This window comes from Bradyrhizobium sp. 154, from assembly GCF_023073875.1.
Lineage (GTDB): Bacteria > Pseudomonadota > Alphaproteobacteria > Rhizobiales > Xanthobacteraceae > Bradyrhizobium.
Genome location: NZ_JADPKG010000113.1, coordinates 171,870 through 192,185 on the forward strand (window position 1 = coordinate 171,870; position 20,316 = coordinate 192,185).

At 64.1% G+C, this 20,316-nt stretch carries 25 protein-coding genes, 1 pseudogene and 1 riboswitch; of the genes and pseudogenes, 6 read left to right on the forward strand and 20 right to left on the reverse strand.

Annotated elements, in window-relative coordinates; genetic code table 11:
• Positions 1-70 precede the first annotated feature (70 nt).
• Both IVA92_RS29060 and IVA92_RS29065 read left to right on the forward strand, forming a co-directional pair.
• Positions 71-337 carry a DUF2277 domain-containing protein gene (locus IVA92_RS29060; protein ID WP_247278408.1) on the forward strand — a complete coding sequence of 89 codons (267 nt, stop codon included), beginning with the start codon at positions 71-73 and terminating at the stop codon, positions 335-337.
• 97 nt (positions 338-434) lie between these two features.
• Entirely contained in the window at positions 435-647 is a 213-nt protein-coding gene (locus IVA92_RS29065; RefSeq protein WP_247278409.1) for a hypothetical protein, read from the forward strand.
• 8 nt (positions 648-655) lie between these two features.
• On the opposite strand, the gene IVA92_RS29070 is transcribed toward IVA92_RS29065, so the two are convergent.
• The 3 genes from IVA92_RS29070 to fabG form a co-directional block, all read right to left on the reverse strand.
• Positions 656-1,177: a collagen-like protein gene (locus tag IVA92_RS29070; RefSeq protein ID WP_247278410.1), complete on the reverse strand. Its 522-nt coding sequence runs from the start codon at positions 1,175-1,177 to the stop codon at positions 656-658.
• Positions 1,178-1,284: 107 nt separating this feature from the next.
• Positions 1,285-1,533, reverse strand: a complete 249-nt coding sequence (locus IVA92_RS29075) for a helix-turn-helix domain-containing protein (protein ID WP_247278411.1) — start codon at positions 1,531-1,533, stop codon at positions 1,285-1,287.
• Between the two features lie 340 nt (positions 1,534-1,873).
• Positions 1,874-2,641, reverse strand: coding sequence for a 3-oxoacyl-ACP reductase FabG (fabG, locus tag IVA92_RS29080; RefSeq protein ID WP_247278412.1), 768 nt, complete (start codon positions 2,639-2,641; stop codon positions 1,874-1,876).
• 111 nt (positions 2,642-2,752) lie between these two features.
• Here fabG and IVA92_RS29085 point away from each other — a divergent pair, with 111 nt between their 5' ends.
• Positions 2,753-3,238, forward strand: coding sequence for a J domain-containing protein (locus tag IVA92_RS29085; RefSeq protein ID WP_247278413.1), 486 nt, complete (start codon positions 2,753-2,755; stop codon positions 3,236-3,238).
• Between the two features lie 88 nt (positions 3,239-3,326).
• Here the strand turns inward: IVA92_RS29085 and IVA92_RS29090 are convergent, their stop codons facing one another.
• The 3 genes from IVA92_RS29090 to IVA92_RS29100 all read right to left on the reverse strand — a co-directional run bounded on the left by IVA92_RS29090 (position 3,327) and on the right by IVA92_RS29100 (position 4,620).
• Complete coding sequence (locus tag IVA92_RS29090) at positions 3,327-3,578, reverse strand: hypothetical protein (RefSeq protein WP_247278414.1); 252 nt, start codon at positions 3,576-3,578, stop codon at positions 3,327-3,329.
• A gap of 240 nt (positions 3,579-3,818) precedes the next feature.
• Positions 3,819-4,079 carry a hypothetical protein gene (locus IVA92_RS29095; RefSeq protein WP_247278415.1) on the reverse strand — a complete coding sequence of 87 codons (261 nt, stop codon included), beginning with the start codon at positions 4,077-4,079 and terminating at the stop codon, positions 3,819-3,821.
• A 157-nt stretch (positions 4,080-4,236) separates the two neighbouring features.
• Positions 4,237-4,620: a RidA family protein gene (locus IVA92_RS29100; RefSeq protein ID WP_247278416.1), complete on the reverse strand. Its 384-nt coding sequence runs from the start codon at positions 4,618-4,620 to the stop codon at positions 4,237-4,239.
• Between the two features lie 441 nt (positions 4,621-5,061).
• On the opposite strand from IVA92_RS29100, the gene IVA92_RS29105 reads away from it, so the two are divergent.
• Complete coding sequence (locus tag IVA92_RS29105) at positions 5,062-5,496, forward strand: hypothetical protein (RefSeq protein ID WP_247278417.1); 435 nt, start codon at positions 5,062-5,064, stop codon at positions 5,494-5,496.
• Positions 5,497-5,594: 98 nt separating this feature from the next.
• Here IVA92_RS29105 and IVA92_RS29110 read toward each other — a convergent pair whose 3' ends face one another.
• From IVA92_RS29110 to IVA92_RS29145, 8 genes are all read right to left on the reverse strand, one after another.
• Entirely contained in the window at positions 5,595-6,245 is a 651-nt protein-coding gene (locus IVA92_RS29110; RefSeq protein ID WP_247278418.1) for a glutathione S-transferase family protein, read from the reverse strand.
• Between the two features lie 235 nt (positions 6,246-6,480).
• Complete coding sequence (locus IVA92_RS29115) at positions 6,481-7,038, reverse strand: mismatch-specific DNA-glycosylase (RefSeq protein ID WP_247278419.1); 558 nt, start codon at positions 7,036-7,038, stop codon at positions 6,481-6,483.
• A 124-nt stretch (positions 7,039-7,162) separates the two neighbouring features.
• On the reverse strand, positions 7,163-9,061 hold the full coding sequence (gene thiC / locus IVA92_RS29120; RefSeq protein ID WP_247278420.1) for a phosphomethylpyrimidine synthase ThiC: 1,899 nt from the start codon (positions 9,059-9,061) through the stop codon (positions 7,163-7,165).
• Positions 9,062-9,231: 170 nt separating this feature from the next.
• Positions 9,232-9,840 carry a thiamine phosphate synthase gene (locus IVA92_RS29125; protein WP_247278421.1) on the reverse strand — a complete coding sequence of 203 codons (609 nt, stop codon included), beginning with the start codon at positions 9,838-9,840 and terminating at the stop codon, positions 9,232-9,234.
• Positions 9,827-10,609, reverse strand: coding sequence for a thiazole synthase (locus IVA92_RS29130; protein WP_247278422.1), 783 nt, complete (start codon positions 10,607-10,609; stop codon positions 9,827-9,829). Before IVA92_RS29130 ends, IVA92_RS29125 begins: the two co-directional genes overlap by 14 nt.
• A gap of 153 nt (positions 10,610-10,762) precedes the next feature.
• Positions 10,763-10,960 carry a sulfur carrier protein ThiS gene (gene thiS, locus IVA92_RS29135; protein ID WP_247278423.1) on the reverse strand — a complete coding sequence of 66 codons (198 nt, stop codon included), beginning with the start codon at positions 10,958-10,960 and terminating at the stop codon, positions 10,763-10,765.
• Positions 10,951-11,961 carry an FAD-dependent oxidoreductase gene (locus tag IVA92_RS29140; protein ID WP_247278424.1) on the reverse strand — a complete coding sequence of 337 codons (1,011 nt, stop codon included), beginning with the start codon at positions 11,959-11,961 and terminating at the stop codon, positions 10,951-10,953. The genes thiS and IVA92_RS29140 overlap by 10 nt, the downstream gene beginning before the upstream one ends.
• Positions 11,949-12,077: riboswitch (TPP riboswitch) on the reverse strand. (Overlaps the previous gene by 13 nt.)
• Before the next feature lie 155 nt (positions 12,078-12,232).
• Positions 12,233-12,811, reverse strand: a complete 579-nt coding sequence (locus IVA92_RS29145; protein ID WP_247278425.1) for a lytic transglycosylase domain-containing protein — start codon at positions 12,809-12,811, stop codon at positions 12,233-12,235.
• Positions 12,812-13,039: 228 nt separating this feature from the next.
• On the opposite strand from IVA92_RS29145, the gene IVA92_RS29150 reads away from it, so the two are divergent.
• The gene (locus tag IVA92_RS29150; RefSeq protein ID WP_247278426.1) at positions 13,040-13,240 is read left to right on the forward strand and encodes a hypothetical protein; all 201 of its coding nucleotides are present in this window, start codon (positions 13,040-13,042) and stop codon (positions 13,238-13,240) included.
• Position 13,241: 1 nt separating this feature from the next.
• Here the strand turns inward: IVA92_RS29150 and IVA92_RS29155 are convergent.
• Positions 13,242-13,426: pseudogene (locus IVA92_RS29155) on the reverse strand (two-component sensor histidine kinase); the annotation flags it as partial.
• A gap of 238 nt (positions 13,427-13,664) precedes the next feature.
• On the opposite strand from IVA92_RS29155, the gene IVA92_RS29160 reads away from it, so the two are divergent.
• Positions 13,665-14,189 (forward strand): PRC-barrel domain-containing protein, encoded by a 525-nt coding sequence (locus tag IVA92_RS29160; protein ID WP_247278427.1) that lies wholly within the window; start codon positions 13,665-13,667, stop codon positions 14,187-14,189.
• Positions 14,190-14,286: 97 nt separating this feature from the next.
• Here IVA92_RS29160 and IVA92_RS29165 read toward each other — a convergent pair whose 3' ends face one another.
• The 5 genes from IVA92_RS29165 to IVA92_RS29185 all read right to left on the reverse strand — a co-directional run bounded on the left by IVA92_RS29165 (position 14,287) and on the right by IVA92_RS29185 (position 20,273).
• Positions 14,287-15,501, reverse strand: a complete 1,215-nt coding sequence (locus IVA92_RS29165; protein WP_247278428.1) for an ABC transporter substrate-binding protein — start codon at positions 15,499-15,501, stop codon at positions 14,287-14,289.
• A 158-nt stretch (positions 15,502-15,659) separates the two neighbouring features.
• Positions 15,660-16,490, reverse strand: coding sequence for an ABC transporter permease (locus tag IVA92_RS29170; protein WP_247278429.1), 831 nt, complete (start codon positions 16,488-16,490; stop codon positions 15,660-15,662).
• Positions 16,487-17,749, reverse strand: a complete 1,263-nt coding sequence (locus tag IVA92_RS29175; protein ID WP_247278430.1) for an ABC transporter permease — start codon at positions 17,747-17,749, stop codon at positions 16,487-16,489. Before IVA92_RS29175 ends, IVA92_RS29170 begins: the two co-directional genes overlap by 4 nt.
• A gap of 280 nt (positions 17,750-18,029) precedes the next feature.
• Positions 18,030-19,088 (reverse strand): ABC transporter substrate-binding protein, encoded by a 1,059-nt coding sequence (locus tag IVA92_RS29180; protein ID WP_247278431.1) that lies wholly within the window; start codon positions 19,086-19,088, stop codon positions 18,030-18,032.
• 75 nt (positions 19,089-19,163) lie between these two features.
• Positions 19,164-20,273 carry an ABC transporter ATP-binding protein gene (locus IVA92_RS29185; RefSeq protein WP_247278432.1) on the reverse strand — a complete coding sequence of 370 codons (1,110 nt, stop codon included), beginning with the start codon at positions 20,271-20,273 and terminating at the stop codon, positions 19,164-19,166.
• Positions 20,274-20,316 lie beyond the last annotated feature (43 nt).

Consider the following 20,316-nt stretch of genomic DNA (forward strand, 5'->3'; position numbering starts at 1 on the left):
AGAAGTGCGGGGAAGGATGTAGGATTTCGCCGTTGCCAACCGTCCTTGGGGATATATCCGGAGAGACTGCATGTGCCGCAACATCAAGACGCTGTTCAACTTCGAACCACCGGCGACGGAGGACGAGATCCACGCCAGCGCGCTCCAGTTCGTGCGAAAGCTGTCCGGCTTCAACAAGCCATCGCAGGCCAATGAGGAGGTGTTCGAACGCGCGGTGGCGGAAGTCTCGGAGGCGGCGCGGCGGCTGTTGGCCTCGCTGCACACCCATGCGCCGGCGCGCGACCGCGAGGTCGAGGCGGAAAAGGCAAAGGAGCGCTCGCGGCTGCGGTTCGGATAGGTTTTCCCGATAGCCCATTCCGTGATCTGGCTCACGGAAGCAAGAATCCTACTGCGCGATGATGACCGCCGGGATTTCGACAGCCCGGAGCAGGATCATGAGCCGCCCCCTTCTTCCTCTGAAAGCAGGTGCCATCGTCCTCACAGTGCTGTGGACTGCCTGGATGATGTGGTGGGGCGGCTCCTTCTCGAGCATGAACATGATCATCCTCGCCCTGTGCGGCGCCGCAGTGGGCTATCTCTGGTATCGCGCCATGCGCTGGCAGTTCGAGCGCATGGGCATGCTGCCGCGACGCGAAAACAAAGAATAGGCTGTCTGCTAACCCTTGTTGCCGTGCTTCTTCTTTTTCTTCTTTTTCCTATCGACCTCGTCTTCGCCGTCGTCGCTTCCGTCATCGGCGATCGGCTCGTCAGGCTCCTGCACGGCGGCCTCCAGCGCCTCGCGCTCGGCGGCTTCATGCTCGCGCTGGCGGCGGCGTTCGTCCCAGGCGTCGAAGAGTTGCTCGAGCCACGGCAGCACCTGTTCGACCGACGGCAATTGGCCGGGCGGTCCGGCCTCGCCACGCGGGCCTTGCGGCCCCGCCGGCCCCTGCGGTCCGACAGGCCCCTGCGCGCCGGCCGGTCCGCGCGGACCGGCTTCGCCTTGCTTGCCTTGCGGACCAGGCTTGCCTGGCGGTCCGGCCTTTCCGATCGGCCCCGGCTTGCCTTGCGGACCCGGCTTGCCGCGCGCGCCGTCGGGGCCGCGCCGGCCCGGATGACCCTGTGGTCCCGGCCGTCCCGGCTCACCCTGCCGCCCGCGCGGTCCCTGAGGTCCCTGCCGTCGTCCCTGATCGTCTGCCACGCCGCTGCTCCCTGTCACGGAAGCAAGCTACTTAGCGGCGTTTGACGACAGCAGCAATTCCGCCCGCGTCTCGCACGGGATCGGCCAACATCAATCGGCACCGCGCACTAATCCTGATAGGCGGGCACGTCGATTCCGGAGGCGGCATAGAGCCGGATCTTGTTGCGCAGCGTGCGCACCGACAGGCCGAGCACGCGCGAGGCACGCGTGCGGTTGCCGTCGCAGCGCGCCAGGGTCTGGAGCACGAGCTCGCGCTCGACTTCGTCGACGGTCGCGCCGATCAGCAACGGAACGATCTGGTTGGGTGCAAGGAATTGCGCGTCCGGCTGGGACGCGGCGACATGAACAGTGGTCATCAACATACTCCCCGATCAACGCCCGCTTCCATCATTGGAAGCGGATCGAGAACAAACGACCCCCAAGCTGTAGATGTACGGTGGTCGGGTTTGGTTAACGAAAGGTTAACCGTGGACGATCGCACCAATTGACCTCAGCAATGCCGCGAAGCCGCCGCGATTGGCGCGGGATGGGAGCTGATGCGGGTCGATCTCGCGTCACACACCGTGTCATCGTCCGCGAAAGCGGACGATCCCGTACCCCGCGGCACCTCGTGAGACATCAGACTCTCTGGAATACTGGATCGCCCACCTGCGCGGGCGGTGACAGCGCGTATATGGATGCAGCTTGGTCCCTCGTTCACACCGTCCGATATCCGCCGTCCACCATCACGATCGTTCCCGTGACAAAGGCCGACAGATCCGAGGCCAAGAAGATTGCCGGTCCCACGATGTCCTCGGGCTTGCCGGTGCGCGCCAGCGGGGTGTGATCGACGAAGGCCTGCACCAGCGCCGGATTGGTCGCGCGCACATTGGCGTTGATGTTGGTCTCGATGAAGCCGGGCCCGATCGCGTTGACGCGCACGCCTTCCTTGCCGAGCTCGACCGCGAGCGCCTTGGTGAAGCCGAGCACGCCGTGTTTCGAGGTGGTATAGGCCGCCGAGCTCGGCGTGCGCAGATGCACGAAGGACTGGATCGAACCGATATTGACGATGCGGCCCTTGCTCGCGCGCAAGGGCGCGAGGAACGCCTGCGTCATGTTGAAGACGCCGTTGAGATTGAGTGAGATAATGTCGTTCCAATCCTTCGCCACCGTCTCCGTCTCGGCGGTGAAGGCGTTGCGGCGGGTGATGCCGGCATTGTTGACGAGGATCGAGACCTGCCCGACCTTGTCGGCGATTTGCTGTGCCAGCGCGAAGCAATCCTCGCGCCTGGTCACGTCCAGCGCAAAGCTCTCGGCCTTGCCCCCAGCTTTGCGGATCTCCTGGGCGGCCTCCGCCACCGTGTCGGCATTGACGTCGAGCAGCACCACTTGCGCGCCTTCCCGCGCGTAGCCGGCCGCAATCGCCCGGCCGATGCCGGAACCGGCGCCGGTGACCACGGCGATGTGGTTTGCGAGCAATGCCATGACAGTTTCCTCCCGATTTCTTTGCGAAGTTTCACGAAAAGCTAACTCGAAATTAAGGGGTCGGAAACGGCGGCCTTGGCATACTGATCTTGATTGCTAAACGTTGCGCGCATGATGGAACGGCTTGAATCCTGGAAACTGGCGCTCGAGCGCCTGCGGTCGGCGCAGTCTGCCGATTGGGCCGAGGCGGGCCGCTTGGTGACCGAGATCGCGCGGATGAGCAGCGACGTCACGCTGCGCCGGGCGGCGGAGCAGGCGCTGCCGGTGCTGCGCCAGGCCGCGGACAACGACGATCACAGCGTCACGCTGGCGGCCCAGCGCCGCGTCGGTGTGGTCCTCGATGTCATTCATGATCTGACCGCGCCGCGCTTCGGTCGCCGCAATGCCATGCCGAAGAAGCTGTCGAGCGAGGATCGCGCCCGCAAGGTTCTCGGCCTGCCGCTCGCCGTGCAGCTCACTTGCGACGATATCAACCGGGCCTATCGCCGCGCTGCCAAGGGCATGCATCCCGACCATGGCGGCAGCGCGCAAGCCTTCATCGACCTCGCCGCCGCGCGCGACATCCTGATTCATCCGGGTGCACACAAGGACGCGTGAGAGCGGGTCAGCTCACGTTCACGCAAAAAAAACGGCCGGGCAAGAACGCTGGCGTCCTTGCACGGCTCTTCGTCCGCCGATCGAATCGTTACCAGGTGCAATGGCCGTTCCTGAGCGCCTGATCTTTCACCATCAACGCATCGCCGAACGTCGGGACGGTCGCGCTGACGCGGGCATAGTCGGAAGGCCAGGGCATGGTCGGGATGCTCTCGTCCCAGATCTGGCAGAAGCCGGTGTCCTGCCAGCGGATCAGGTGATAGCCGGCCTCGGCAGGGCTCGCAGCGACGAACGCAGTGACGGCAAGACCGACGGCAGCGCAGAGCACGGAAATACGATGCATGATCAGCTCCTCAAATGAAAGATGGGATGCGCCTCCCGACAATGACGGGGAGGGGCGGTGCGGGACGTTTTTGGCATACGCCCCGGACAAGATGTGAGTAGGTCCGCCGGCCGATCGGGTTCAAAGCGGACACGCGGGAAAATGCGTGAATTTGGCCCGGAAAACGTGAGCCTCTTCCGAAAAGAAAAGAGCGAATCGCTCCTGCGATCCGCCCTTCAAGCCCGGTCCGTTGCGTCAGCTTCAGAGCGTGCAGCGGCGCTCCGAGCGCAGCTTGATCTGGAGGTCGGAGGCGGCCTGGAAGGTCGGGAGCGGCTTGCTGACGACCTTGTAGGTCGACACGCCGAACTGGAACGGCTTGTATTGCAGGTCCTCGTTCCAGACCTGGCAGATGCCGGTGTTGTCCCACCGGATCACGTAATAGCCGGCCTTCGCCGAAGCGGGCACGGCGAACACGGAAGAAGCGATGCCGGCAACGGCACAGAGCGCGAGTGCGCGACGCATGAAGTATCTCCTTGTGGGGGAAGTGTGTGACGCGAAAATTCGTGCGGTAAAAGCAGGTTCTTGGCAAGCCGGGGAGCGGCCGTTCACGGACATGTCAGACAGCGCCGGGCATTTGGTTTGGCCGCGTGCCCGGCAAGTCACACGCACTTCGTGCGGCTCACTTCGACAGCGATGCCACCGCTTCGATCTCGATCAGCATCTTCGGATCGGGCAGCGCCTGCACCACGCAAGTTGTGCGCGCGGGGTAGGGCGGCGGGCCGAAGGCGCCGGCATAGAGCGCGTTCATGGCGGCAACGTCCGCGGCGCGGGTCAAGAGCACGTTGACCTTGGCGAGGTCGCGGATGGTCGCGCCGGCCTCGTCGAGCACGCGTCTGATGTTGACGACGACGTTGGCGAACTGCGCCTCGAACCCATCGGGCAGCGTGCCATTGGCATCGAAGCCGGGAATGCCGGAGACGAACAGGAGGTCGCCGACGCGCGTGGCAAAGGACAGCGGCGGCGCCTTGACGTGCGGCGGGGGCGCGAAATGCTGAATCGGCATGGATCACCTCGGTCGGTTTTCTCGTGTTTCACGAGCGTAGCGGCAGGCCGGGGCCGCTCAAAACAAAATATGCGAAAACAACCCCATGCACAGTAGAAAAGCCGAGACGTGTCAATGTATTCGGGAAGTCCGAAATAATCGTTGACCCGTCGGGCAAAACACTGGCAGAATGGCATCATGGCGACAATGCCCTGTAGCTTCAAACTCCACCGTCATGCCCCGGCTTGCCGCCTTCGCTAAAGCTTCGGCGGCCGCCGCGGCCTCTCGGCTCAACCATGACCGCTTCTGGAATACTGGATCGCCCGCCTGCGCGGGCGATGACAGTTGGATGCTGCATCTTGCACGTCACGTCTGCTCCCATCATGTTGCCGCCGCGATCGATCGGATAGATTCGCTGCGTCTGATTCGATCCCCCTGAAAAATAGCCCCCCGGAGACACCCATGAAGTTCGCATCCACCTTCCGCGCCGCGCTGGTCGCCATCATCGCCCTGGCCGGCCTCGCGACTGCGGCACGGGCCGACAGCGGCTTCGTGACGCTGACGATCTACAAGGCGGGCTGGATCATCGGCGGCTCGGGCGGCAGCGGCGCGCTCAGCTTCCGCGGCCGCACCTATGGGCTCTCCACCGGCGGCCTCGATTACGGCCTCGTGTTCGGCGGCTCGAAAACCGTACTGCGCGGCCGGGTCTCCAACATCAACCGTCCCTCGGATGTGGCTGGCGTCTACGGCGCCGCCGGTGCCGGCCTTGCCGTCGGCCGCGGCGCCCGTGCCATCGTGCTGACAAACCAGAAGGGCGCGGTGCTGGAATTGACCGGCCAGCAGGTCGGGTTGATGGCGAATGCAGATCTCAGCGGGCTTGCGATCACGATGCGGTAGGCGAGGTGCCGTAGGGTGGAAGGCGCGCAAGCGCCGAGCCCACCATTGGTGTCAGCACAATACAAAACAGTTGGTGGCACGCTTTCGCTTTGCCCACCCTACGGTCGCGACGCAGCGTTGAACACCGCAAGCTGCGCATCGAACGCCCGCCTGAAAGCCGGCCGCGCTTCGCCGCGGCCGACATAGGCGGCAACGGCAGGATATTCGTCGAGTAAGCCCGATGTGTTCAGCCTGCGCAGCACCGTCACCATCATGAGATCGCCGGCGCTGAACGTGCCGTCGAGCCAGTCGGCACTGCCGAGGTGGCGGGACAATTCGCCGAGCCTGACACGGACCCGGTCCTGGAGCATGGGCAGGCGCTCCGCGTACCAGCTCTTGTCGCGCTCGAACAGCATCGCCATGGCGAGCTCGACGATCGGCGGCTCCACCGTGCTGAGTGCGGCAAACATCCACGCGATCGCACGGCTCCGCGCATTCGCATCCTTCGGCAGCAAGCCATCGTGGCGCTCGGCGATATGGAGTACGATCGCGCCGGACTCGAACAGCGCGAGATCGCCGTCCTCATAGGTCGGGATCTGCCCGAACGGATGCAGCGCAAGGTGCGCCGGTGCCTTCATCGCCTCGAATGAAACAAGACGCACATCGTAGGGCTGGCCGACCTCCTCCAGCGCCCAGCGCACCCGCATGTCGCGCGCCTGCCCCCGGCCGCGGTCGGGGGAGTTTTCGAAGGCGGTGATGGTGGGCGGCATGCGTAGGCTCCGGGGTGGTCTGTTTCCAGAGGACGAACGACCGACGCAGTTTCCGACAGGCTAGCGCAAGGCGAGTGGCGGCGTGCCCCGGACGCGGTGCAGCGCGCCGCTTTTTGCGGCGTGATGCGCTGCAGAGCCGGGGCCCATGGCGGATCCGTACCGGAGCCTCTGGGTCCCGGGTCTGCGCTCCGCTTGCCCGGGACACGAGAGCGGAGGCGTTCCGCGAGGAAACTATTCAGTGCGCGCGATCGATCCACGCCGCCAGCTCGCGCCACGGCTCGATCGTCCAATGCCCGGACGCCGCACCGGACGGCGAGGGAAGCACGAAGACCTCCGGCAGGCTGGCATCGCGCGGTTGTCGCCCCAGCGCAATCGCAGCCGACGGCCGGCCATAAAACAAGCTCGCCGCCTTCTTGCTCGTGAACGCAATCGTCCGCGGCCGATACTTTTCGATCTTGGCCCTGAAGCCCGGCACGTCGATCGTCTCCGCCGCGATCTGGTGATCCATCCCGGCGCCCGACTTGGAGAGATCGGTGAAGCCGATCCCGAGCGCGAGCAGCGATGCGAACTCGCTCGGCTGATAGCGCCGCGGCGTGATCGCGGCCTCATGGATGGCGCGCCAGAAGCGGTTGCCGGGATGGGCGTAGTAGTGCCCGAGTTCAGCCGAGCGCGTCGAGGCGGCGGTGCCGACGAAGACGAGGCGGAGATTGGGACGGAGCTGGTCGGGGAGGCGGTGGAGGGTAGGGGTGGGCAAATCGACCAACCTTAGCGTTGCACAGAGCGTCAGCGACATCCGGGCCGCTGTCAATCCCGGACGTCACCCTGGCTACGCTGCGCTCTAAAAAGAAGCCGAGCTTTCGCCCGGCTTCTCGCTCCTGATGGATGCTCGAGCAAGCCCGCGCATAACGAGCGGAGAATTACAACACCCGATTACTCTCCTTCACCTTCTCCGCATCCAGATACACGCTCGATCCCATCTCCTTGAACTTCTCGCTCATCTTCGCCATGCCGTCTTCGACCGTGCCGGCCATCGACATCCCCACGCTGTTCGGATCGTTCAGCGTCGCTGCATAATCCCGCACGTCCTGCGTGATCTTCATCGAGCAGAATTTTGGGCCGCACATCGAGCAGAAATGGGCGACCTTGTGGGCTTCCTTGGGCAGGGTCTCGTCGTGGAAGCTCTTTGCGGTGTCCGGATCGAGGCCGAGGTTGAACTGGTCGGTCCAGCGGAATTCGAACCTCGCACGGGAGAGGGCGTCGTCGCGCAGTTGCGCGGCGGGGTGGCCCTTGGCGAGGTCGGCCGCGTGGGCGGCGATCTTGTAGGTGATGACGCCGGTCTTGACGTCGTTGCGATCGGGCAGGCCGAGATGCTCCTTCGGCGTGACGTAGCACAGCATGGCGCAGCCGAACCAGCCGATCATGGCAGCGCCGATGCCTGAAGTGATGTGGTCGTAGCCCGGCGCGATGTCGGTGGTCAGCGGTCCAAGCGTGTAGAATGGCGCCTCGCCGCACTCCTTGAGCTGCTTGTCCATGTTGATCTTGATCTTGTGCATCGGCACGTGGCCGGGGCCTTCGATCATGACCTGGCAGCCCTTGTCCCACGCGATTTTCGTCAGTTCGCCGAGCGTCTCCAACTCGGCAAACTGCGCCCGGTCATTGGCATCCGCGATCGAGCCGGGCCGCAGGCCGTCGCCGAGCGAGAACGAGACGTCATATTTGCGCATGAGGTCGCAGATTTCGTCGAAATGCGTGTAGAGGAAGCTCTCCTTGTGGTGCGCCAGGCACCACTTCGCCATGATCGAGCCGCCGCGGCTGACGATGCCGGTGACGCGGCTGGCGGTGAGATGGATGTATTGCAGGCGCACGCCGGCGTGGATGGTGAAATAGTCGACGCCCTGCTCGCACTGCTCGATCAAGGTGTCCTTGTAGAGCTCCCAGGTCAGCTTGACCGGATCGCCATTGCACTTCTCCAGCGCCTGGTAGATCGGCACGGTGCCGATCGGCACCGGCGAGTTGCGCAAGATCCATTCGCGCGTGGTGTGGATGTTGCGTCCGGTCGAGAGGTCCATCACGGTGTCGGCGCCCCAGCGGATCGCCCACACCATCTTCTCGACCTCTTCCTCGACCGAAGAGGTCACCGCCGAGTTGCCGATATTGGCGTTGATCTTGGTCAGGAAGTTGCGGCCGATTATCATCGGCTCGAGCTCGGAATGGTTGATGTTGCAGGGGATGATGGCGCGGCCGCGCGCGATCTCGTCGCGCACGAACTCCGGCGTGATGAAGGCGGGCACCGATGCGCCAAAGCTCTCGCCGTCGGCGAGCGCGGCGTCCGCGCGCTCGAGCTGTTGTTTGCGCCCGAGATTTTCGCGGGCGGCGACGTAGATCATCTCCTTGGTGATGATGCCGGCGCGGGCGAATTCGAGCTGCGTGATCTTGTGGCCGGGAAGGCCGCGCAGCGGCTTGTGATAGGCCGAGAAGGCGCGCGCGGCCTTGTCGGTGGAGACGCTGCCATTGTCCTCCGGCTTGATCTGGCGCCCGTCATATTCTTCGACGCCGCCGCGCTCCAGCACCCATTGCTTGCGGTTGCGCGCAAGGCCGGCGTTGACGTCGATGGTCACGCTCGGGTCGGTGTAGGGACCCGAGGTGTCGTAGACCGGCAGGTTCGGCTCGCCGGCGCCTTCGGAGAGGATGATCTCGCGCAGGGGCACGCGCAGGTCGGGCGCGGCGTCGGGCGTCGCGAAGATTTTTCGCGAGGAGGGAAGGGGACCGGTGGTGACGGCGGGGACGGTCTTGTCGGGGTTGGAACGGATGTTCATGGGGATTCTCCGGTTAATTCTGTTCTGCGTGCGTTGGCGCGACTGCGGTGAATTCTTGCTCCGTCATTGCGAGGAGCCCTTGCGACGAAGCAATCCAGACCGCCTTCGCGGAAAGTTCCTGGATTGCTTCGCTTCGCTCGCAATGACGGGTGGTGAGAGCGGAGCGATCATCACGCAGCCTCCTTCGACAGGTCGAGCCATTGCCGCACGCGCGCATCCGGGTCGGGATTTTGCGTGACGTCGGAAACCACGGCGATGGAATCCGCGCCTGCGGCAAAAATCTCCGCGGCGTGCTCGAACTTGATGCCGCCGATCGCGACCAGCGGAATATCGCCGATGCGCTTTTTCCATTCGGTGATTTTTGGAATGCCCTGCGGCTCGAAGCGCATCGATTTCAGCGTGGTGAAGAAGATCGGGCCGAGCGCGACGTAGTCGGGTTTGGCTTTGAGCGCGGTCGCAAGCTCGTCGTCGTCATGGGTGGAGATGCCGAGCGACAGCCCGGCCTCGCGGATGGCCTTGAGATCGGCATCCGCCAGATCCTCCTGGCCGAGATGCAGATATTTTGCGCCGGCGACGACCGCGGCGCGCCAATAGTCGTTCACGACCAGCTTGGCCTGCGTGTCCTTGGTGATCGCCAGCGCATCGGTGACGATCTGCAGCGCGTCGGCATCGTTCAGCTCTTTCGCGCGCAGCTGGATGGTGCCGACGCCGAGTTTCGTCAGGCGCTCGACCCATGTGAGGCTGTCGACGACGGGATAGAAAGGATCAGGATACGGCATGCCAGAACGGGGTCCCAACGACAGGGGTGGAGGGGGAGGCGAAGTCGCGGGCGTCCATCAGCCCGGCTTCGTAAGCGGTGCGGCCGGCCTCGACGCCGAGACGGAAGGCGTTGGCCATCGCAACCGGGTCGGCGGCCTTTGCGATCGCGGTGTTGAGCAGCACGGCATCGTAGCCGAGCTCCAGTGCGTGGGCCGCGTGGGAGGGCGCCCCTAAGCCGGCGTCAACCACCAGCGTGGTGTCGGGCAGCCGCTCGCGCAGCAGTTTCAGCGCGTCGCGGTTGGTGATGCCGCGGGCCGAGCCGATGGGGGCTGCCCATGGCATTACCACCTTGCAGCCGGCATCGACCAGGCGGTTGGCGACCGAGAGATCCTCGGTGCAATAGGGGAACACCTCAAAGCCGTCCTTGATCAGGATGCTGGCGGCCTCGACCAGGCCGACGACGTCGGGCTGCAGCGTGTCGTTATCGGCGATCACTTCGAGCTTGATCCAGGACGTGCCGAACAATTCGCGGGCGAGTTTTGCCGTCGTCACCGCCTCGCGCACGCTGCGGCAACCGGCGGTGTTCGGCAGCACGGTGACGTCAAGCTCGCGGATCAGCTTCCAGAACGCGTCTCCGGTCTTGCCGCCGGCGGATTCGCGGCGCAGCGACACGGTGACAATGCTCGCGCCGGAGGCGCGGATCGCGGCCTGCATGATCGCGGGCGAGGGATAGAGCGCGCTGCCGATCAGCAGGCGCGAGGCGAAGGTCTTGCCGTAGAAGGTCACCATGATGAATTCCCCGTCATTCCGGACGGGCCGCGGGACGCGGTCCGATCCGGAATCTCGAAGTTGCGGCGCGAGATTCCGGGTTCACGCTTCGCGTGCCCCGGAATGACGAGCCAAAAAGAGCCGTCGTCGTGAAGAGAGCTCGCCTGCATCACATCACCCTCCCTGCCGCGGCGTGATGATCTCGATCTCGTCGCCGGCTTTCAGCTGCGTCTCCGCCCAGCGGCTTTTCGGCACGACGTCGTAATTGAGCGCGATGGCGAAATGGGTGCCCTCGTAGTCGAGCTCGGTGAGCAGCGCGTCGACGCTGGCCGAGCTCACTTCGCGCTGCTCACCGTTGACGATCACCCGCACTGCATCACCTCATTGTCGATCTGGCCGCGCTGGACATAGGCAAGTGTCAGCTCGGCGAGCGCCGGCGCGAGCAGGAAGCCGTGGCGGTAGAGGCCATTGACGGCGATCTTCTCGCCCCGAATGCCGATGCGCGGCAAATTGTCGGGAAAAGCGGGGCGCAGGCCCGAGCCGAACTCGACGATGCGGGCTTCGCCGAAGGCAGGATGCACCGCATAGGCCGCGCCGAGCAGCTCGAGCGCCGAGCGCACGCTGACGCCGGTGTCCTCAGCCTCGATCGAGGTCGCGCCCAGCATGAACAGATTGTCCTCGCGCGGGATGACATAGAGCGGCCAGCGCGGATGGATCAATCGCACCGGACGCGCAAGGTGCACCTCGTCCGTCTCGATCAGGATCATCTCGCCCTTGACGCCGCGCAGCTCGGGCTGCTCGTCGCGCGCGGAAAGGCCGCGGCAGTCGATCACGATGCCATCGAGCTCGGCGGCGCTGACGCGGCTTTCGAACTTGATGGTGCCGCCGGCGGCGCGGATGCGCTCGTGCAATTTCGGCAGCACGCGGCGCGGCTCGACGTGGCCCTCGCTCGGGAAGAACAGGGCTTCGCGGAAGCGGCCCTCCAGCGACGGCTCCAGCGCGGCAAGACCGGCCGCATCGAGCCGCTCGTGACCCTCCGTCATGCGGGCAAAGCGCTCGAAATCGTTGCGCTCGCGGGGATGGGCGACGACGAGCGAGCCGTTGAACGGCGTTTCCGGCAATTCGCGGCGCCAGATCTCGAGCGAGCGCAGGCCGAGGCGGCTGACGATGGGCTCGGCCACCTCCGCCTCGCAATAGGGCGCGAGCATGCCGCCGGCCCAATGGCTGGTGGCATCGGTCATGGCGGCGTCACCACGCTCGTGTAACGTCACGACATGGCCGGCCTGCGCGAACAGCAAGGCCTGCCAGGCGCCTGCGATGCCTGCGCCGATGATGGATACCGGTGAATCCGGTCGCTTGGTGGTCTGCAACATCCCTGTCCCTTCGCCGGCATGACCCGGATCAGGTTCAAAGGGTCACCGCGGTCCTGGGCGGTATTGCCCATTTAGCGGTATCTCAGCTCCTCCTCGGAGCACCCCTCGGAACGGCTCTAATGTATGCCAGTGACGGGCGGTGTCAACGCGTTAAGCCACACGGCCGTCATTCCGGGGCGATGCAAAGCATCGAACTATGGTGCGCAATTGCGCACCTGAGAATCTCGAGATTCCGGGTTCGGTCCTGCGGACCGCCCCGGAATGACGATCTCTAGTGAGGAACTTGCGCCCGGGCGTTGCGGACGCGCTGGACGAGCTTCCTGGGCGGCGTGGCGCCGAGCATCGGCTGCGGGTTGCCGTTCGGCTCGAGCCAAGTCTCGCCCAAATTGGTCTCGCCAAAATTGGTCTCGCCCATATTGGTCGTGCCCATAGTGGCGACCTGCACGGCCTCCTGCCGCTGCCGCTTTGCCGCATAGTAATAGCCGCCCGCGAAATAACGCACGGCTCGGGCATGGTCGCCGTTGGCAGCGCGATAGGCGCCGGCGAGATATTTGACCGCATAGGTGAGGTTGGTGTTGGGATCGCGCAGGCCTGCGGCATCGCCGGTGTAGCCGACGCCGCGGGCGGTCGCGAGCTTGATCTGCATCAGCCCGATGGTGCCGCCGCGGCCGACCAGGCCGGGCTGATAGCGGCTCTCGCGCATGATCACGCGGTGGACCAGCGCCTCCGGCACGCCGTTGGCGCGGGCATGGGCTGCGACCATCTCGGCGTATTCAGCTTGGCCGGCGAATGCGCCCTGCGGCAAAATCAGTGCGGTTGCGAGCAGCGCGGCAACGCGTAAAATTTTCATCGAAATATTCCTTGGCAGAACGGACCTGCACCCATGCGGGTTAGGCCGTGGGAACACGGCGATGATGTGGCGAAACGCCGCCTTCGGCGATTTTCGTTGGGCCGTCGCTTTTACGACTCAAACTCACGTTAAGCTTGGAGCTGGCAGAGCGCCTTACGCGACAGCTGGTCTGTCCATTCGTGTCTCCGCCCAAAAATCGCTTTCAAAACAGCATTCGGGAGGACGTCCATGACCCCGCGAGACATCGACGACATTCCCACGCAGAACCCCTGTGCACAGTGCGGCACGCCGATTCCGTTCCCGGACTGGATCGAGCCGGGCGAAGGCCGCGTTTCCTATCTCTGGAATTGCCACGCCTGCGGCTACCGCTTCGAGGCGGTGGCGATCTTCGATGAGCACGCCATCAAGCACCCGCCGCTCGCGGCTTGAGCTACGCCGCCAGCAGCGGCTCCTGCCACACCGGCAATTGCATCCGCACGATCAAGCCATGCGGCTCGCGGTCATGCAGTGACAACTCGCGGCCATGGGCGAGCGCGATTGACGGGCCAAGCCCGAAGCCGTTGGCGCGTCCATGGTGGAGGCGTCGTCGCCGCGCACGAACGGCTCCAGCATCTTGCCCGCCGGAGGATGCTTCTGCGGATTCGTCGTCCACGACGGATTCGACCAGCAGCACGTCGACCGGCGCGCATGATCGTCGGAACGGTGCGCCGCAATATGTTCCTGGGTGACGCAGGAACATGCCCTGGGCGCTTTTCGGCTCGCGCATCGCGCGACGAAATTGCCGCCCGCACGGAACTGGGCGTGATCAGCGCTGTTTTCTCCGCACAAGGTTTCTGTCGAAGGAGAGGACAACATGATGAAGTCGATCGTTGCCGGGCTTGCCGGCACAGCACTGCTCGCGACCGCTGCGTTCGCGCAAACGCCGCCCGCCACCACCGACAAGGCGCCGACCGCGGCCGCCGCCACGACGACGAGCGCGTCCGACCAGTGGCGCGTGTCGAAAATGTCGGGCGTCAAGGTCTATAACGAGGCTAACGAGAACATCGGCTCGATCAACGACCTCTTGATGGACAAGAGCGGTAACATCAAGATTGCCGTGATCGGCGTCGGCGGCTTCCTCGGCATGGGCGAGCATCTGGTCGCGGTGCCCTATGAGAAGCTGAAGTTCGTCAACGAGGCCGTCGCCTACTCCGGCACAGGAGCCACCAACCCGCCCGGCCGGCCGGCTGCGACCACGACGACTGGCGCAGCCACCGGCACCGACAAGACCGCGACGACCACGACCTCGTCGGCGTCGAAATGGTATCCGGACCACGCCGTGTTCAACGCCAGCAAGGACGAGCTGAAGAACATGCCGGAGTTCAAGTACACGGAGTAATGAACTTCTAAACGCCTCAACGAAGCGCGCCCGGTTTTCCCGGGCGCGCTGTCGTGTCTTTTCGTCATTGCGGCGAACTTGCGTATGACGACGCAGTTCAATGCCCCTTCACCAGAGGGCAGCCGCCCTTGTCGAGCGGACGGAAAGCCTCGTCGCCGGGCACGGTGGCGATCAGCTTGTAGAGGTCCCACTCGCCCTTAGATTCCTCGGGCTTCTTGACCTCGAACAGATACATGTCGTGGACCATGCGGCCGTCGATGCGGATCTTGCCACCTTTGGCGAAGAAGTCGTTGATCGGTGTCTTGCGCATCTCCTCCATCACCTTCGGCGCCTCGTCGGACTTGATGGCGTCGATCGCCTTCAAATAGTGCATGGCTGCCGAGTAGAGGCCGGCCTGGATCATCGTCGGCATGTGGCCGACCTTCTCGTTGAAGCGCTTGGAAAAGGCGCGCGTCTCCTCGTTCATGTCCCAGTAGAAGGCGTCGGTGACGATCAGGCCTTGGGTCGCCTTGATGCCGAGCGAATGCGTGTCGGTGATCTCCTGCAACAGCGCGATCATTTTCTGGCCGCCCTGGGTCAGGCCGAACTCGGAAGCCTGCTTCAAGGCGTTGGTGGTGTCGCCGCCGGCATTCGCCAGCGCGACCACCTTGGCCTTGGAGGCCTGGGCCTGGAGCAGGAAGGAGGAGAAGTCCGACGAGTTGAGCGGATGGCGGACCTCGCCGAGCACCTTGCCGCCGCTCTCCTTCACCACGTTGGCGGCGTCGCGCTGGAGCGCCATGCCGAAGGCGTAGTCGGCGGTGACGAAGAACCAGCTGTCCTCGCCGCGCTTGACCATCGCCTTGCCGGCGACGTTCGACAGCGCATAGGTGTCGTAGGTCCAGTGCACCGTGTTGGGCGAGCAGGCGGTGCCGGTGATGTCGGACGAGCCGCCGCCGGAATTGATGTGGATCTTGTTCTTCTCGCGTGTCAGCGCCGAGACCGGCAGCGCCACCGAGGACGTCGGCACGTCGAAGATCGCGTCGACCTTGTCGTTGTCGTACCAGTTGCGGGCGATGTTGACGCCGACGTCGGGCTTGTTCTGGTGATCGGCGGCGACGACCTGAACCGGCTTGCCCGCAACCTTGCCGCCGTAATCAGCGACCGCCATCTCGACCGCGGCGAGCGAGCCCTTGCCGGTCGCGTCCGCATAGAGGCTCGACATGTCCGTGAGCACGCCGATCTTGACGATGTCATCGGAAATCTGGGCCTGTGCGGTGCTGCATGTTGCGGCAAGCGTGAAGCCCGCTGCGACCGCGGCGATGAGTTTTTGCACGTTCTTTCTCCCTGCGTGTTGTTGTTTGGGTGTTGTTGCGCGCCTGTTCTAGCCGCAATCGGCACCGCCGGCTAAGCCAGGAGCGCCGTAGCGGAATGCAAAAAGGCGGGGGCTGAGCGGGGAATAGGGAATTCTTCGAGATCGCTTGGCGACGCCGGTCAGGCGCTGCTGCTCTTGAGCCGTTCGTTGCGCCGACGCAAGCCTTCCAGGGTAGCGAGGAGGATGACCGATACCGCCGTCAGCACCACCGCCGCTGCCGTGATCGTGGGACTGATGTTCTCGCGGATGCCGGCGAACATCTCGCGCGGCAGGGTGCGCTGCTCGGGACCTGCCATGAACAGCACGATCACCACCTCATCAAAGCTGGTCGCGAAGGCGAACAGCGCACCCGACGCCAGGCCGGGCAGGATCAGCGGCAGGATCACGCGGCGAAACGCTTGAAGCGGCGAGGCGCCGAGTGAGGCGGCGGCGCGCGCCAGGTTGGTGTCGAAGCTTTGCAGCGTCGCGCCGACCGTGATCACCACAAACGGCGTCGCCAGCGCCGTATGGGCCAGGATCAAGCCGAGATAGCTGCCGGTCAGTCCGATCGGCGCGAAGAAGAAATACAGGCCGACCGCGGTGATGACGCCGGGTACCACGACCGGCGACAGCACGAAGGCCAGCACGAGCGGCTTGAACCGGCTCCTCCACTGCGCCAGTCCCAGGGCGGCCAATGTGCCGAGCACCATGGATAGCACGGTCGAAGCGACGCCTATGATCATGCTGTTCTTGAGCGAATTCATCCAGCGCGGCGAATTGATGAAATCGTCGTACCAGCGCAAGGAGAGGCCGGGCAGCGGATAGGTCAAGTAGGAGCCTGAGCTGAAGGACAGCGGCATGATCGCCAGGATTGGCGCGATCAGGAAGATGAACACCAGCGTGGAGACAATGATTGTCGCGGTCCACGCGATGCGCTGGCTGGTCGTGCGGAGGAGGGAATTGTCGCTCAATTCTTCATTCCTCCCGTAACCTGCTGGCCATGCACCAGCTTTCCGTAGACGAGAGCGAGCAGAAGAGTGACCAGCAGCAGCACCGCGCCCAACGCCGAGGCAAGGCCCCAATTGGCCGTCTCGGTCGTGTAGAGCGCGATGAAGTAGCTGATCATCTGATCGGCGGCGCCGCCGACGAGGGCCGGCGTGATGTAATAGCCGAGCGCCAGGATGAAGACGAGCAGGCTTCCCGCGCCGATGCCGGGCAGGGTCTGCGGCAGGTAGATGCGCAGGAAAGCGGTCAGCGGTGGCGCACCAAGCGAAGCGGCGGCACGCATGTAAGCAGGCGAGATCGCCTTCATGCTGCTGTACAGCGGCAGGATCATGAACGGCAGGAGAACGTGGGTCATCGCCACGCAGACACCGAAGCGGTTGTAGATCAGGCGCAACGGCTCGTCGATGATGCCAATCCAGTGCAGGCTGTCGTTCACGACGCCCTTGCTCTGCAACAGCACGATCCAGGCGCAGGTGCGGACCAGAAGCGAAGTCCAGAACGGTAGCAGGACGAAGATCATCAGCAGGTTCGACCGGCCGGGCGGCAGCGTCGCCAGCAGGTAGGCGACCGGGAAGCCGAGGATCAGGCAGAGTGCCGTGACGCTGATGCTGATGAGGAAGGTGCGGGCGAAAACATCGCGGTAAATGGCCTGATCCGGCGGGGCCGCGACGATCGCGCCGTCCGCGTTTCGCGTCAGGTCGAGCGCCGCCAGAAGGTAGAAGCCGGTCACCGGACCGCTGGCGTCCTTGATCGTCGTCCAGGTGGCGCGTTCGCGCCAGGCCGGATTGATCTTGCCCAGCGTCTCCTTGGCCGTGCCGGGCTCCGGCACCGCCTTCAGATTGCGTGCCGTGCTGGTCAGGATCGTGCGGAAGCCATTCAATGCGTAGTTCAGCCGCTTGGCCGCAATGGCGATGGTGCCGGAGGCGCGCGCCGCCAGGATGTCGCTGGCCAGCGCCGCATAAGCCATTTCGTCTGGCAGGTCCCTGCCATCCCAACTGGCCAGAGCAGCTACCGTGTGGGGGAAGACCTGGCGCACCTCGCTGTCCTCGACCGAGCGCCACAACATGCCGACGATGGGCCCGGCGAACGTGAAGAGCAGGAAGACGAGAAGCGGTGCCACCAGCGCCAATGCCTTGACCTGCCGTGTCCGCTCAGCACGCCTCAGCCGGCGCTTGAGCGGCACCTCGGTCGACGCATTGGCGCCGGTCAGGAGCGCATCCGTCACGGCAAGAGCCCCTTTGAACGGATATCCCTCGCTAATTTGGGTAGGTCAATCGCATGTGGCCTTTTGGAGCGGCCGGTGCAAGCGCCTTGTCCTTCGAGACGACCGCTTCGCGGTCTCCTCAGGATGAGGCTTATTGACATAGGTGCCTGTAAGGTCGCTGCCACAGACTCAGACCTCATCCTGAGGGCCCGCCGTGGGCGGGCGTCTCGAAGGATGCGCCACGGGCGAGTTGTCCGCCACGCACCCTCTACCTGCTGCGTAAGTCGGTTGCCGCCGCGCGCTACTTCGCCGCCCATTTGTTGAAGCGCTCGGTCAGGCGGTCGATGTTCTCGAGCCAGAAGGCAACGTTGATCTCGACCGCGTTCTTGATGTTGTCAGACGCCGTCGGCAGGTCCTTCAGAACGGCGGGCTGTAGCCGCGCGGCTGCGTCCTTGTTCGAGGTGCCGTAAGCAATGTTCTCCGACAATTTTGATTGGTTCTCCGCCTTGCCGACGAAGTCCAGGAACTTGTAGGCGGCGTCCTTGTTCGGGCTCCCCTTCAGGATGACCCAGCTGTCGAGAGTGAAGAGCGCTCCGTCCCACACCATGCCAAAGTTCTTCTTCTCGTTCTTGTTCGCGGTGTCGATGCGGCCATTGTAGACCGAGGTCATCGCCACCTCGCCGGACGCGAGCAATTGCGGCGGCTGGGCGCCGGCTTTCCACCAGACGAGGTCGCCCTTGATCGTGTCCAACTTCTTGAAGGCGCGATCGATGCCCTCGTCGGTCGCCAGCACCTTGTAGACGTCCTTCGGTGCGACGCCGTCGGCCATGAGAGCGATCTCCAGCGTGGTCTTCGGGCCCTGGCGCAAGGCGCGTTTGCCGGGAATCTTCTTGGTATCGAAGAAGTCGGCCCAGCCTTTCGGCACCTCCTTCAGCTTGTCCTTGTCGTAGCCGAGAACGAAATCATAAAGGATCGCGCCGACGCCGCAGGGATTGACCGCCGGTGGGATATAGGCGGACTCGCCGCCGATCCTGGAATAATCCAACTTCTCGAACAGGCCTTCCTCGCAGCCGACCGCGAGTTCGTCGCTTTCGACCTGGACCACATCCCATGTGGCGGCGCCCCCCTGCACCTTGGCGCGCAGCACCCCGATGCCGCCGTCCCAGGACTCGTCGTTCATCGCAATCCCGGCCGCCTTCTTGAAAGGCTCGAAATAGACTTTCTTCTGGGCATCCTGATATGCGCCACCCCACGACACGACGGTGAGGTCACGCGCCTGCGACATTGTCGTCAGCGCGGCGCTGGCGGTGAGCGCCGCGGCGAAACCCAAGGCAATCTTGCCAATCTTGCGGTTCAGCATGGTCCTTGTTCCTTCTTCATGTGAGTTGCATTGAGATGCCCGACCGCTTGTTTTGGATGAAGGCTGCAGGGTGGATCAGACGGGATCGAGGGCCAGGCAGTCCTCCGGCCGAAAGGTGATCGACACACTTTCGCCTTGTCTCAGACTGTGATGCGCCACGGGCTGAAGCTTGACCATGAACTCCGAATTGCCGGCGACATCGAGCACAGCCAGCGCGTGATCGCCGAGATAGATGGTGCTCTGCACCTTGGCCGGCAGGCGGTTCGGTCCGTCACTGGAGGTGCCATCCGGGACAATGGAGATCCGCTCCGGCCGCACCGACAGGGAAGTCGATGCGCCTGCGCGTGATACATTGACCGCCCGCGCGGTCACGGCGCCGCCACCGGCCAACGCGACGCGGCAATATTCATTTTCGATCGTTTCGACAGTGCCAGCCAGCACATTGTTCTCGCCGATGAAGTGGGCGACGAAGCTGTTCACCGGATTCTCGTAAAGCGAGTCGGGCGTATCGATCTGCTGCACAATGCCGTCGTTGAATACGGCGATACGATCCGACATCGTGAGCGCTTCACTCTGATCGTGGGTCACGTAGACGATCGTGATGCCCATTGTCTCGTGAAGTTGCTTGATCTCCAGCTGCATCTGTTCCCGCAGGCGCTTGTCCAGCGCGCCCAAGGGCTCGTCCATCAGCACGAGTTGCGGATTGAAGACCAGCGCACGGGCCAGTGCGACGCGTTGCTGCTGACCGCCGGACAACTGCCCGGGCCGTCGGTGCGCCAGGCTTTCCATCTTGATCATGCGCAACGCCGCGCCGACGCGCTCCTGCGCTTCCGCCTTGTTGATTTTGCGAACGGATAGCGGGAAGGCGATATTCTCCGCAATCGTCAGATGCGGAAACAAGGCATAGTTCTGGAATACCATGCCGATGTCGCGCTTATGCGGCGGCACGTTCTTGATCGGCCGGTCAGCGAGGTAGATCTCGCCATGGGTCGGAACCTCGAAGCCAGCGAGCATCATCAGCGTGGTCGTCTTGCCCGAGCCCGACGGGCCGAGCAGGGTAATGAACTCGCCCTTCTTGATCTCGAGGTCGAGGTTCTTCACCACGAGGTGCTCGCCATCGTAGGTCTTCTGAATGCCTGAAAAGCGTACCAGTGCCGGCGCAGGCGTGACCATGCCGGCTTCCATGTCGTCCTCGCGTTATCAGCTACGATGCTGTCAGCGCCTCGTT